The sequence below is a fragment of the Halostagnicola sp. A-GB9-2 genome, assembly GCF_030068615.1.
In the GTDB taxonomy this organism is placed as follows: Archaea; Halobacteriota; Halobacteria; order Halobacteriales; family Natrialbaceae; genus Halostagnicola.
Genome location: NZ_JASJOC010000001.1, coordinates 153410 through 166597, shown reverse-complemented (window position 1 = coordinate 166597; position 13188 = coordinate 153410). Strand labels below are relative to the sequence as shown.

General features: G+C 61.2%; 14 protein-coding genes and 1 pseudogene. 7 read left to right on the top strand and 8 right to left on the bottom strand.

The window, feature by feature from the left end; genetic code table 11:
- Position 1: 1 nt before the first annotated feature.
- Together QNM96_RS00890 and QNM96_RS00885 are read left to right on the top strand one after the other, a co-directional pair.
- Positions 2-1708, top strand: a complete 1707-nt coding sequence (locus QNM96_RS00890; protein ID WP_283834119.1) for a hydantoinase B/oxoprolinase family protein — start codon at positions 2-4, stop codon at positions 1706-1708.
- Positions 1701-2440: pseudogene (locus QNM96_RS00885) on the top strand (maleate cis-trans isomerase). The gene QNM96_RS00890 and the pseudogene QNM96_RS00885 overlap by 8 nt, the downstream one beginning before the upstream one ends.
- Positions 2441-2486: 46 nt before the next feature.
- Here QNM96_RS00885 and QNM96_RS00880 read toward each other — a convergent pair.
- The 3 genes from QNM96_RS00880 to pth2 all read right to left on the bottom strand — a co-directional run bounded on the left by QNM96_RS00880 (position 2487) and on the right by pth2 (position 5280).
- The gene (locus QNM96_RS00880) at positions 2487-4190 is read right to left on the bottom strand and encodes a flippase (RefSeq protein WP_283834118.1); all 1704 of its coding nucleotides are present in this window, start codon (positions 4188-4190) and stop codon (positions 2487-2489) included.
- A 242-nt stretch (positions 4191-4432) separates the two neighbouring features.
- Entirely contained in the window at positions 4433-4804 is a 372-nt protein-coding gene (locus QNM96_RS00875; protein WP_283834117.1) for an FxLYD domain-containing protein, read from the bottom strand.
- A 137-nt stretch (positions 4805-4941) separates the two neighbouring features.
- Positions 4942-5280 (bottom strand): peptidyl-tRNA hydrolase Pth2, encoded by a 339-nt coding sequence (pth2, locus tag QNM96_RS00870; RefSeq protein WP_283834116.1) that lies wholly within the window; start codon positions 5278-5280, stop codon positions 4942-4944.
- Positions 5281-5425: 145 nt separating this feature from the next.
- Between pth2 and QNM96_RS00865 the strand changes: the two genes are divergently transcribed.
- The 5 genes from QNM96_RS00865 to QNM96_RS00845 all read left to right on the top strand — a co-directional run bounded on the left by QNM96_RS00865 (position 5426) and on the right by QNM96_RS00845 (position 9610).
- Positions 5426-6052 carry a thioredoxin domain-containing protein gene (locus QNM96_RS00865; RefSeq protein ID WP_283834115.1) on the top strand — a complete coding sequence of 209 codons (627 nt, stop codon included), beginning with the start codon at positions 5426-5428 and terminating at the stop codon, positions 6050-6052.
- A 94-nt stretch (positions 6053-6146) separates the two neighbouring features.
- On the top strand, positions 6147-6749 hold the full coding sequence (dcd, locus tag QNM96_RS00860; RefSeq protein WP_283834114.1) for a dCTP deaminase: 603 nt from the start codon (positions 6147-6149) through the stop codon (positions 6747-6749).
- Between the two features lie 76 nt (positions 6750-6825).
- The gene (locus tag QNM96_RS00855) at positions 6826-7872 is read left to right on the top strand and encodes a HAMP domain-containing sensor histidine kinase (RefSeq protein ID WP_283834113.1); all 1047 of its coding nucleotides are present in this window, start codon (positions 6826-6828) and stop codon (positions 7870-7872) included.
- Between the two features lie 133 nt (positions 7873-8005).
- Positions 8006-8905, top strand: a complete 900-nt coding sequence (locus QNM96_RS00850; protein WP_283834112.1) for a thiamine-phosphate synthase family protein — start codon at positions 8006-8008, stop codon at positions 8903-8905.
- A 30-nt stretch (positions 8906-8935) separates the two neighbouring features.
- Positions 8936-9610, top strand: a complete 675-nt coding sequence (locus QNM96_RS00845; protein ID WP_283834111.1) for a class I SAM-dependent methyltransferase — start codon at positions 8936-8938, stop codon at positions 9608-9610.
- A 71-nt stretch (positions 9611-9681) separates the two neighbouring features.
- On the opposite strand, the gene QNM96_RS00840 is transcribed toward QNM96_RS00845, so the two are convergent.
- The 5 genes from QNM96_RS00840 to QNM96_RS00820 all read right to left on the bottom strand — a co-directional run bounded on the left by QNM96_RS00840 (position 9682) and on the right by QNM96_RS00820 (position 13134).
- Positions 9682-10074: a hypothetical protein gene (locus QNM96_RS00840; RefSeq protein WP_283834110.1), complete on the bottom strand. Its 393-nt coding sequence runs from the start codon at positions 10072-10074 to the stop codon at positions 9682-9684.
- Positions 10075-10188: 114 nt separating this feature from the next.
- Positions 10189-10590, bottom strand: a complete 402-nt coding sequence (locus QNM96_RS00835; RefSeq protein ID WP_283834109.1) for a thioesterase family protein — start codon at positions 10588-10590, stop codon at positions 10189-10191.
- Between the two features lie 272 nt (positions 10591-10862).
- Entirely contained in the window at positions 10863-11633 is a 771-nt protein-coding gene (locus tag QNM96_RS00830) for a DUF6775 family putative metallopeptidase (protein ID WP_283834108.1), read from the bottom strand.
- A 7-nt stretch (positions 11634-11640) separates the two neighbouring features.
- Positions 11641-12570: a sulfide-dependent adenosine diphosphate thiazole synthase gene (locus QNM96_RS00825; protein WP_283834107.1), complete on the bottom strand. Its 930-nt coding sequence runs from the start codon at positions 12568-12570 to the stop codon at positions 11641-11643.
- A gap of 123 nt (positions 12571-12693) precedes the next feature.
- Positions 12694-13134 (bottom strand): ester cyclase, encoded by a 441-nt coding sequence (locus tag QNM96_RS00820; RefSeq protein ID WP_283834106.1) that lies wholly within the window; start codon positions 13132-13134, stop codon positions 12694-12696.
- Positions 13135-13188 lie beyond the last annotated feature (54 nt).

Here is a 13188-nt window from a genome sequence, read left to right as displayed (position 1 = left end):
GATGACCGACTCAGCAATCGATCCGATCACCCTGGAGGTACTGCGAAATCAACTCGAGAGTGCCGCCGAGGAGATGGGCCAGACCCTGATCCGCGGAGCCTACTCGCCGAACATCAAGGAGCGACGCGACTGCTCGACGGCGCTGTTCGACGCCGAGGGTCGCATGGTCGCCCAGGCCGAACACATCCCCGTTCACCTCGGGGCGATGCCCGAAGCCGTCGAGGCGGTTCGCGAGCACGATCCGAAACCAGGCGACGTGTTCGTTCTCAACGACCCGTTCACCGGCGGCACGCACCTGCCCGACGTGACGATGGTCTCGCCGATCGCTCCGGAGGACGAGATCGTCGGCTACGCGGTTTCTCGAGCGCACCACGCCGACGTGGGCGGGATGACCCCCGGAAGCATGCCCGCCGGGGCCCGCGAGATCTATCAGGAGGGGCTTCGACTGCCGCCGATTCGGCTCGTCGAGGACGGCGAGATCCGATCTGACGTCCAGTCGCTCGTCCTCGCGAACGTTCGCAACGCCCGAGAGCGCAGAGCGGACTTTCGCGCACAGCTCGCGGCGAACGAGCGCGCCGAAGCGCGCGTCGCCTCGCTCATCGAGGAGCACGGGCGGGAGACCGTGCTGGCCGGCTTCGACGCCGTCATCGACTACTCTCGAGAACGCATCGTAAGCGAGGTTGAGGAGTTACCCGACGGCGTTTACGAGGCCAGCGACGTGCTCGAGGGCGACGGGATCACCGACGAAGACGTCCGAATCGAGACGACGGTTACGGTCGACGGCGCGTCGATCGACGTCGATTTTTCCGGAACCGCAGAACAGGTCGAAGGGAACCTGAACGCACCGATCGCGGTCGCTAAGAGTGCGGTCTACTTCGTCGTTCGGTGTATCACCGACCCCGAAATTCCGCCGAACGACGGCTGCTATGCACCCGTCTCCGTCGACGCCCCTGAAGGATCATTACTCAACCCAACCGCGCCCGCGGCCGTCGTCGGCGGAAACGTCGAGACCAGCCAGCGGGTCACCGACGTGGTCTTCACCGCGCTCGCGAAGGCCGCCCCCAACCGCGTCCCCGCGCAGGGGCAGGGGACCATGAACAATCTCACCATCGGCGCTCGAGACGGCTCCTTTACCTACTACGAGACGATCGCCGGCGGGTTCGGCGCTCGAGCCGGCGCGGACGGAATGGATGGCGTCCAGGTCGGGATGACCAACACGCTCAACACGCCGATCGAATCGATGGAGACCGAGTACCCGATGCGGGTCGAACGCTACGCCCTCCGGCCCGGAAGCGGCGGGAAGGGGAAATTCCGCGGCGGTCTCGGACTCGAGCGCGCCGTGACGGTCGAAACTGAGTCGACGGTTTCCCTGCTCACCGAGCGCCGTCGACATGCGCCCGCCGGGGTCGCCGGCGGGGAGGATGGTTCGTGCGGGCAAAATCTGCTCGAGTTGCCGGACGATATCGAAAAACCGGACGGCCTCGAGTCAGATAGCGGCGACGACCCGGGCGACGAAAGCGGGACGACAGACGCCGACGGTACGGCGGTCGCCGCGAAGACGACAGTCGACGTTCCCGCCGGAACGACGGTGACAGTTCGAACGCCCGGCGGCGGCGGTCACGGCGATCCAGACGATCGGGAGCAGGCCGCAATCGAGCGCGATCGGGCGGACGAGAAAGCGTATCGCGACGGCGAGAGAGATGCGTGACTCGGACCCTTACTGCAACGGCGGTACCGATGACCGGGACCGCATCGGCCTGATCGTCCCCTCGTCGAACACGACAGTAGAACCCGAGTTCGAGCGGACGACGGCCGAGAGCGTCACGATCCATTCGGCCCGAATGGCCCTCGAGTCGGTCACCGTCGACGAACTCGACACGATGAGCGACGGTGCGGTTCGCGCGGCGGGGCTACTCGAACACGCCGATGTCGACGCGGTCGCCGACGCCTTCACCACCGGTAGTCTGCTTCACGGCCCCGGCTTCGACGTGGAACTCGAGGAGCGCCTCGAGAACGCCGCGGGCGCTCCCGCCGTCGCGACCGCCCGATCCGTCGTGCGGGCGCTCTCCGAACTCGAAATCGAACGCGTCGGGGTCGTCACGCCGTACACCGACGCGCTGGACGAGCGCGAAGTCGAAGTTCTCGAGGAGGGGGTTTCGACGTCGTCGCCATCGACGGTCGCTGGATCGAATCGAACACCGAAATTGGGACGCTCGAGCCCGAAGACGCGTACGAACAGGCGACAACGCTGGCGGACGGCGCGTCGCTTGACGGGCTCTTCATTTCGTGTACGAACTACCGATCGCTCGCCGCGGTCGACCGACTCGAGGGCGATCTGGGTATTCCCGTCGTAACGAGCAACGGGACGACCCTGTGGGATGTCGCCCGCGTCGCGTCGATCGATATCGACGCGCCGGGTGCGCTCTTCGACGGAAACTGAATCTCGGATTCGCTTTTCCAGCCGCTATTCGGTTATGGGGCTGTTCTCACCGGTTCCACGGACCTGCGGGAAGCCACTTTTCGATCGCCGGGCTGAATTCAGCCGCCATCTGGGCGTCGTCATCGGTAAACGCGTCCGTCGTGAGGAGCGTAAAGATGTAGGCCGCCAAGACGACGATCGGGAGCAACGCGACGATGATGGTATCCGAGTCGATGAAATAGACCACCGGGGCCCCGGCGATCGTCGCGGGAATACCGGCGAAAACGATTTTGCCGAAATCCCGCGTGAACGGGTGAACGCGGTCAAGGTAGTAGAGTTCGCCGATGGTCAGCCCGCCGACGAGAAAGAGCGCCGTCGCCGACCCGATTGCCGCCCCCTCCATCCCGAACAGCGGGACGAGCGTCAGCGAGACGAGGAAGTTCGCGCCGAAGAGGACGAGCGTGTTCGCGAAGACGACCCGAGAGTAGCCCATCCCCTGTAGCAACGTGCCGTCAGGGCCACCGAAGGTCACGTTGAACAGGAACGCGAGCGCGAGCAGCGCGACGACGGCGCTCGCCTCGCTGTACTGGGGCGTGTACAACACCGCGAGGTAGGAACTCGCACCGAGCGAGAGCGTGATCGCGATCGGGAGCGTCAGCCCTGCAATCCACCGTGCGGCGACCCGGAACCGTTCGTTGACCAGTTCGGTGTCCTCTCGAGTCTCGGCGATCAGCGGTTTGAACACCGGAGACAGCGAGTTGAAGATGATCATCAGCCCGGAGCCGAGCATGTAGCCGACCCTGTAGATTCCCACGTCGTCCGAGTCAAGGAAGAAGCCGAGGACGAAGTAATCGACGTGACCCATCAGGACGAAGACGACGCTCGTCATCGCCAGCGGAACCGAGTAGGTCAACAACGGCTTCGGCGCGACGAACTCGAGCTTCGTCGAGAGCAGGTCCCAGGCTTTGTAGGTAAAGACCATCGAACCGATCGTGATGGCGATAAACAGGCCGACGATGTATCCGGCAATCAGCCCGAGCAGACCGAACCCCGCCAACAGGAGCGCCGCGGTCACGGTAAACCGGACCAGCGGTCGAACGAGGTCGCGCATTATCACTCGGTACTGGAGCTTCTTGATGCTGTAATAGGAGGTGAGCAAGACGTTGTAGATCGCCAGCATCGGGATCGTCACGCTCAACAGCAAGAGTGCGATCTGCATCGACGGCTCCTGGAAGAACTCGCCGACGTAGCCGGAACTCGCCGCAAGTACGAGCGCAACGATCGAAGAGGTCACGAGCACCGTCGCGGTGACCTGCACGATGACGCCCTTGGCCTTCCCCCGCTCGCCCTCGTCCAAGTACTGGGGGACGAAGTAATCGATCGCCAACGGGAGTCCGAGATTCGCAAACACCTGCATGAACAGGATGACGGACGTGGCGAGCACGAACAGGCCGTACACCGAAGGGCTCACGAACCGCGTCATCAACATGACGATCGCAAACCCCATCGCGCCGTTGACGACGTTCCCAATAAAGGTGATGCTCCCCTGCTTCGCGAGCGTCGACACGCCCGTATCGTGATCGGTCGCCCCATCTACCCCGCCCGGGTCGCCGCTCTCGCCGGCGACTGCGAACGAACTCCTTTCGTCGGTCCGTTCCTCGAGTTCCCGTTCCTGATCGTGGCCCGAGGAGCAACCGCTTTCCGAACCATCATCCTCGAGATCGGTCGCGTCGACCTCGGAACCATCTCCGTTTCCGCTTCCGTCGCCCATCTCAGCACCTCACCTCGAAGAGTGATTCCCGAAACTGCTCCGAGCGGCGGGAGTCGACATAAGAGAGGGCCCAGACGCACAATCCGATCCAGACGGTCGAATAGCCACTCGAGGGCAACGGGCCGCTTGAGGGTGACAGACCGCTCGGTGGAGACAGGCCATTCGAGATGGCTGCTCCACTCGAGACTGTTGTGATGGGGTCTTGCTGTCGGGTTTGGTCCATGTGCTCGATCCGTTGTCTCTCAGACGCCGGTGGCTGGCTCGAGTTCGTACTCCTCGACCTCCGCGGCGCGTTCGCCGAAATCGGGGAATTCGATTTCGAATCCCCACTCCTCGTCGGCGCTGACGTCTTCCTGAACGTTTTCGATGACGCTCTCTAATTCCTCCCCGTCGTTGTCGAAAAACGTCGCCCGAATCTCGACGTAGTTCAGCGTTCGGTCCCCGACGTTTCTGGCGACTCCCCAAACGTAGACGCGTTCCTCCTCAGTTCCGGGATTGTCCCGGATCAGGCTATCCCAGATGATTTCGATGTCCTCGGGTTCCTGTATCTCCTCGCCGTTGCCGACACAGCCAGGGAGACAGACCGCAAGGACGAGAAACGCGCGACGTTTCATCCTGCGGAGTTTCGTTCGGTGGTTCCTTCAGCGTTCTGGATGTGTACTCGATATTTCTTGGGAGGAAAACCGGACTGGTGGGGAGACCGCCTGCATTTGACGACCTCGAGAGCCGGAGCCGTTTCGCTATCCACCGTTCAAAACAGCGGCAATTCGCCCGTTACGCGATCGACGAGATCCGCTTCTGCTGGACCGACGGCTAGTGCGGTCACGGTCCCCGGCTCGAGTTGGGTGTGTCCCGCGTCGCGGACGAGCGCTTCCACGATCCCTTTGTGTTCGGCAATCTCGGAGAGTTCGTGGAGTTCGCGTTCGCTGCTTCCCTTGAGAACGATCTTCTTCTGCCCGCTGTTTTTCCACTCCCGACGGGTTCGTTTGTCGGCTTTCTCGTATGCCGACAGCGAGGCGTGTGCGACCTGCGCGGCGAGTTTTCCCTGTCCCATCCCGATGTCGGTCCGCGCGACGATGGCCTGTTTCATATCGTACGTCTCGAGAGCGAGCGATATAGGAACGGCGGTTAGTCTTGAGTCGTGAACAGAATTCCTGATTAAGATGTGGTGACGAGAAACAGATTCAGAAAGCCGCTGTCACTACATATTTCACGGCGTAGTCGCTAGCAGAGACATGGATATCTCACGCCGTACGTTCACTGCAACGGCGCTTACGAGTACCGCCGTCGCCGTCGCCGGCTGTTTTGGCTCGAGCGCGGACGAAATAGCACTCGAGGGTGACTCGGAGCTCCCGATTGCGGTTGCGGGCGATCCGGACGCGGATGTTACGGTCATGGCGTTCGAGGACTATGGATGCGGAGGGTGTGCGAGTTACAAGACGAACGTCTATCCCGATATCAAAGCGGCGTACATCGATTCCGGACAGATCCGGTACGAACAACGCGACTTTCCGATACCGGCGGACAACGAGTGGTCGTGGGAAATCGCTAGCGCGGCCCGCTCCGTTCAAGAACAGGGGGACGACGACGCGTTCTGGGAGTTTACGGAGAACATTTACACGCACTTTGGCGAGTACTCGCTGGACGACGTCAGAGCGGTTGCAGATGATGTCGGTGTCGACGGGGAACAGGTAGTCGAAGCCGTCGAGGACGGACGTTTCAGAGACGAGTTGGAAGCGGAAAAAGAGCGGGCCGAAGATGCTGGCGTTCAGGCCACTCCAACGGTCGTCGTCGACGGCCAAACGGTCGACGAGCCGTTATCCGACGACGGCGTCGAATCGGATATCGAGGACGCGCTGTAGCCCGATAGTATACTGCCGGCTGTTCGCCACACCCGCGGCGCTCTCGAGGCCGCCTTTCAGTGACTTTTAATCCCCTCCACTCGAGTGCTCGCACATGATCCTTTCCGACGCGGATATTCTCGAGCGCCTCGAGGAGGGCGACCTCGTTATCGACCCGATCGACGACTACGAACTCCAGATCCAGCCGGCGAGCGTCGATATGCGACTCGGACGGGAGTTCCTCGAATTCCAGCGGACGAACATCCCCTGCATCCACCCCACCTCCGAGGGAGAAGTTGACGAGTACGTGACCGAGACGGTCGTTGATGACGACGACGACTTCATCCTCCATCCGGGTGATTTCGTCCTCGGAACGACTCACGAACGCGTCGAAATCCCCGCGGATCTCATCGCCCACGTCGAGGGGCGCTCGTCGCTGGGTCGCCTTGCGGTGGTAGTTCATGCCACAGCAGGCCTCTGCGATCCGGGGTATCGCGGGCAGATCACCCTCGAGTTGTCGAACCTCGGCTCCGCTCCGGTCGCCCTGACGCCGGGAATGCGGATCTCGCAACTGACGTTTACGGAACTCAAAACCCCGGCCGATCGACCGTACGGGAGCGACCGCGGATCGAAGTATCAGGATCAGGACGGTCCGCAGGCCTCGCGGATCCAGAGCGACGACGAGTTCGGCGGCGATCAACTCGGGCGAACGGATTGACGATAGCCATCGCTACCTGAACTCGCTGTGATGGCCGACAGCTATTTTTCCTGACTAGTGTTTCTAGAGAACAAGAGTGAGTCCCGTAGTCGACACCGATCTGCTCCAGGTTAGCTTCAATGCCCTCCCGTTCGAGATTGCGCTGTTGGATGCGACGGGCGAGATCATCTTCGCGAACGACTCGTGGATGGCGTTCGGGGATGCGAACAGTTCGGCCCACGACGTCCACTGGGTCGGCGAAAATTATTTGACGGTTTGTCGGCAGGCCGACCACCCGACCGCGACTGCAGTCGCAAACGGCCTCGAAGAGTTGTTATCTGCCGATCGCGAGCGCTTCCGACTCGAGTATCCGTGCCATCCACCGGACGATCAGCGCTGGTTTCTTCTCGACGCGACCACGGCCACATACGACGACAACCGATACGGCATCGTCACGCATATCGATATCACGACCCGTAAACAAGCCGAACTCCAGCGGGATCGACAGATCGAGCAGCTCGAAACGATCGTGAACGCGCTCTCTCACGACCTTCGTAACCCGCTCAATATCGTCGACGGCTATACCGAACAGTTGCGGACGCCCGGAACGAACCCCAGCGCGATTGAAGCGATTCAAGAAAGTACCGACCGAATGATCGAGATGGTCGATTCGATACTCGAATTCGCGCGGACACAGCGCGTCAGTTCCCTCACGCAGGTCGCGCTAGCGGATGTCGCAACGAACGCGTGGGCGCAGACGCCGACCGCCGACGCTTCGCTCGAGGTCGAATCCTCTCGCTCGTTCGTTGCCGACGAAACCCTCCTTGCACAGGTCTTCGAGAACCTCTTTTGCAACGCCGTCGAGCACGGCGGTTCGTCGGTTACTATCTGGGTCGGAACGACCGAGGACGGGATATACGTCGAAGACGATGGCCCTGGGATCCGACCGGCCAAACGTACCCAATTGCAAAAACGCGACGTCTCGCATGATGCGAAAACCGGGTTCGGGCTCGAAATAATTAGGGCGATCGCCATCGCTCACGGCTGGTCGTTTTCGATCACCGACGGACGAGCAGATGGGACACGCATCGAAATTCACGATATGGATTACACTGAAGGCGTACAAGCGAATTTTCGGAGATAGAAACGCCCGGAATGAATCTTGAGCCGGATGGATTTCCTTTCGATTCGAGGCGTTGTGCCCCCGTCGAGAGTACACGAATCCCACAGCAGTGAGCCACAGTTATCCCACGTCGCTCCCTAGACCGGGTCAACAGATGAAATTCGTCGAAGAGATCGTCGTCGAAGAATTCTTGCCGACAGTTCGATCGATGTTAGCCGGTGAACTACGCGAACGGGGGCTTACGCAGAGTGAAGTTGCAACCGTGCTCGGAATCAGCCAGAGTGCCGTTTCGAAGTACGCTCACGGAGACGTAACCGTAAACCAGTTGGTCGCAACTGACGAGCGAGTCGAGAGCCTCGTCGCCGAACTCGGAGAGGGGCTCGCAACGGGCGATACGACCCCAGTGCAGGCGCTCATCGAACTCGAGGTTCTGGTTCGCGAACTCGAACGTGGCGGGGACGTCCTCGCACGGGTTCACGAAGAGGAGGTTCCGGAACTCGCCGAGTACGAATCCAGTTTCCGCGTCCACGATCCGGAAAGTGATCTTCGGGCGAGCGAACGCGTTCTCTCCTCGCTCCGGCGAGGGCTTCGCATCCTCGAGAACACGAGCGGCTTTTCGGGATTGATTCCCGCGGTCGGTTCGAATCTGGTGGCGTGCACGCCCGACGCCGATGGAGTGGACGATGTCGCGGGCGTTCCCGGTCGCGTGTTCGATGTGAAGGGAAAAGCGACGGTCCCCGGCGGCCCGGAGTTCGGGGTTTCCGAGCACGTCGCAACGGTGTTGCTCGCGGCGCGTCGACACGGAGCCGACGTCTCGGCTGCGGCCAACATCAAGTACGATCGGGACATCGTCGAAACCCTTGCATCGAAAGGGCATGCGATCGCCGAGTTCGACGAATCGGCCGACATCACCTCAAGCATCGGTGGAGCGATCGACGCGAATCCGGATGCGACGGTACTCTACCAGACCGGCGGGATGGGGATCGAACCGATCACGTACGTACTCGGCCCGGACCCAGAATCAGTCGCTGATACGGTTCGCTCGTTAATTTAAGGATGGCGGCTGACGTTGGGGGAGACGAGGATGACCAAAACAGGATCGGGGGACGCCCAAGCATTCTACGGGAGGTGGGCGCAGTTGTACGACCTGCTCGCTCGCAAAACGCCCGGAATCGCGACGCTTCGGCGACGAGCGACCAGCGCCTGTCGACTCGAGCCGGGCGACACGGTCGTCGAGATGGGGTGTGGGACGGGTGCAAACCTTCCCTTTCTTCGGGAAGCGGTCGGTCCGGAGGGGGCTGTGGTCGGCATCGACTTTACCGAGCCAGTGCTCCGACGAGCCCGCGACCTGACCGCACCGTACGAAAACGTACACGTCGTTCGCGGAGATGCGACGATGCCGCCGATTTCCGGCCCCGTTGATGCGGTGATCGCAACGTTCGTCGTCGGCATGCTCTCGGATCCCGACGGCGCGGTCGACGACTGGTGCGAACTCGTCGGAAGCGGCGGCCACCTCGTACTCGTCAATGCCGCCCGAAGCAGACGGTGGTACGGGCCGCCAGTAAACGCCGTTTTTCACGCTATCACGGTTCTTTCGACGCCGCCGACGACGAAGCTTCGCTACGAGAAGCCGCCGACCGAGCGGCTGGACGAACGCATCGGAAAAGCCCACGACGAACTTCGGGAGAACGCCGTTGCAGTCGCCCACGAAACCCACGCCTTCGGCGTCGTGCGCTTGACCGGTGGTCGACTCGAATAGGTTCCGGCTACGACCGTTTTGCTGAGCCGATCAACTCGAGAGCCGGGATATACCAGCGGTCTTGCAATCGTTCACTCCGTCCTGAGATCGCGATCGAGTTGCCCGTACCCGGTGACGAACTGAACCGAAACCGTTTCGGGCTGGTCGAGGAGGACCGCTATGACGTCGCCGACCTGTTCGAATTTCGGGCCTCGTCGGACCAGAAACGGATCCATTTCCCAGCGGACGAATTCGTAGTCCTCTAACACCGGCAAGTGACGGTGAATCAGTCGGGATCGAAGCTCCCGTAACTCACAGTCGAGAGCCGGAGAGGTTGCGGCTCCGGGGAGTTCGACGAACTCCTCCGGACTGGCATTCAGGAGCGAAATCAGGACCTGTCTTCGCGGCTCGGCCGAGAGCGCGGTGAAAACGCGATCCCTGTGCTCGACCCTCTCATTTTCATCCTGACAGATGGATGTGGGCATAATACTCTAATGTAAGAGAATGACACACATAATAGCTGCGTTCAATTGATCGATCACTCACCGTAGCTCGACTGCCGATCGGGACTCAAAACGTCGAAATCGGTGCGCAGTCTCTCACTCGAGCGACTCGTGCTCGAGTATCGGTTCCCGGATCTCGTCGGGAAGGGGTTCGGGTTGCTCGCTTTCCGGATCGAAGTGGACGTTCGTCGTCTTGCCGGTCGCTACGACGTCTCCGTCGACCCGGAACTCGTAGGTCATCGTCCAACTCGTTTCGCCGAGTTCGGTTATCGAAACCGCGACCTCGAGTTCGTCGTCGAGCGAGATTGGGCGTGCAAAGGAGAGTTCGAGGTTGACGATGACGAGTTCGAACTCGGTGATGTCGACGTCGAGTACCGACTCGAGATAGGCGAACCTGGCCTCTTCGAGATACGTCGAATACACCGCGTTATTGACGTGATTCAGTCGGTCGATATCGCGAAACCGAACGGGAATCGACAGCGTAAATTCATCACTCATTTATAGTTGGTAGGTCGGCATCGACGTAAAAATGTGCACCGAATTCGGTGGCGCGTGAGGAAGTAAAGCGGTTCCGGCCGTCCGCGAGAAAGCGAGGAGGAGACCGCCTTCGCGAGTCAAATCGAGTCGGTCCGCAGTTCCAAATCAAACCGAGACGGTTCGCTGGTTGCGAGCGGAATCGGACCGACCGTCGTACTGTCGGCTATACGCCGTTCACGATTCTCATCGCCTCAGGGGATGCGAGAATCTTCACAGAGGTACAGCCGACAGTATCAATCGTAGGTGGATGCGTGGGCTTTACAGAATTCGGGTTCTCGAAGTTGCGCCTCGATCAGGTCCTCGTGGTAGTGGGCGTTGAACAACCGACAGCTCTCCTCCTCACAGAAGGGCTCTCCCGTCAGGAGGTAATGAACCGTCTGGAGCACGTATCCACACAGCGCGTCCGTCGTGCGCGGGTCGTTTTCGATCAAAAAGTCACCCTCGACGCGGTTTTCGAGGACCTCTCGGGGCGGTGTATCTCCCGAGAGCATCGCGTGGCGCTGTTGTTCCTTGTAATAACTCTCGGGCTTTGCTGGGGCCTCGTACAGCCCCGGCACGGAGACGATTCCGGGCTGGCCGGGCACGTTCACTCGCTTGTGCCATCGGCCGTCGTGATCACCCCAGGTTCCGATCGCCCGGTCGAGGATCGCGACGTGAAGCGTCTCAAGACTCCGCTCTTCGGGTGCAAGCGCGTCGTTGAGCGCTCGCTGGACCTGCAGTCCGTCGTATAGTACACCCCCTGCCCGATCAGGTGATTCGAGCGCTCGCTCTTCGTAGCGGATCGTGCCGAGCATCGTGTTCCCCGTTTTGCGATCGTACGGCGAGAGCACTCGAGCTTTCGCGAACCGCTCGGCCAACTCGTCGGTTCGATGAACGTCGAGAAACCGATCCCGCACGACGACATCCGCTCCAACCGAGGATTCGAAGCGCTCCTCGAGCCAGCCTGCGATCTCCTCGACCTGCGCTTCGGTCGTCGGCGCTCGATACAGGACGACTCGATCCATCGCGGGTTCAGTCGTCAGCGGGCGCCGCTCGGGAGCTCAGTTCGACCGGTTCGGCGTCGACCTCGAGCTCATCGAGGGCGACCTGGGCCGCGCGTTTGCCGGAGACGAGCATGGCACCGAACGTCGGGCCCATGCGCGGTAGTCCGAACGTCGTTGCGGTCGCCATTCCGGTCGCGATCAGGCCTTCGTGGACGAGGCCGGTGTGTTCGACGACGGCGTCCTCGCTCTCGCCGACCCACATCGAGTCGTGGCCGGGCGAGTCGTGGCCGGGTGCGCCGTAGGTGTCGCTGTCGGTCTGGTCCATGACCTCGCCGCGGTCGCGGGCATCCTGAATGCCAGGCGCGTCGAGGACGCCGCGCTCGTCGAGTTTGGTGACCGCCATCGCGTCGTGGCCCGTCGCGTCGATGACGAGGTCCGCTTCGACGGCGATCGGGTCGACACACGTGATTTCTCGAGGCAGGGCGTGAACGGGCGTCCAGTTCATGACGATACCGCCGACGCGGTGGTTCTCTCGGATCACGATGTCCGTGAATTCGGTCATGTTCTGCATCTTCGCACCAGCGTCGCAGGCGGCCTTGATCAGACCGGAACACGCCTCCGGACCGTTCGCAACGTAGAGATCCTCGCTGTCCTGGGATTCCTTGTAGGAAACGTCGAGTTCGTCGAGAACCTTCTGGGCCGGGCTCCGAACCGTGACCTTGTTCATCAGGAAGCCGCCGAGCCAGAAGCCGCCGCCGAGGTAGTTGTTCTTCTCGACGACCATGACCTTCACGCCGCGCTCCGAGAGCTCCTTTGCGGCCGTCAGGCCCGATGGGCCGCCACCGACAATGATGACGTCCGAATCCGAGAAGTCCATGAATTCTTCGGTCCATTCCTGTCCGATCGCTCGCGTTACGTCCGCTTCACCGACGTCGCTGAATTTTTCGAACTCGCTCATACAACTAGGTAATAACACCGAGTAGTGAAAAGAGTATCGAGTTTATCGCCTGCCGGTTCGAAACCGGTTCCGCCGCTTGCGTGCATCTACGAACAGAGGCTGAAAGATCGAAAGCAAGCCTCACTACGTAGATTCGTCGAGCTCCTCGAGCGGCGGGACGGCCCCCACTTCCTGAAGGAGGCCCAGCGCGTCGTAGTTCGTCCACATCTCGGCGATCTTTCCATCTTCGACACGGTACATCTCCATCCCCGACACCGAAACCCGTTCGTCGGTCGGTTCGATCCCCATGAACGATCCCTCGTGGGTCCCCTGGGCGGTGTATCGAAGCGCGACCATTTCGCCCTCGCCGATCACGGCTTCGACCTCGTAGGCGACGTCGGGAAATGCTTCTCGATAGGTCTCGACGTACTCTCTGTACTCTTGAGGGCCCTGCTGTCTCTCATCCGTGGACGGATCGTGTAGAACGAACGTTTCCGCGAAGATTTCGTCTATCGCATCCAGATTTCCGTCGGTCCAGATCTCCTCCGGGTCGCGTCGAACGAGCGTTTTCGGTTCTGTTGACATTGGAATCCGCCGTCTCACAGCCGACGCACTCGTCGGATTCGACCGATCAATTCG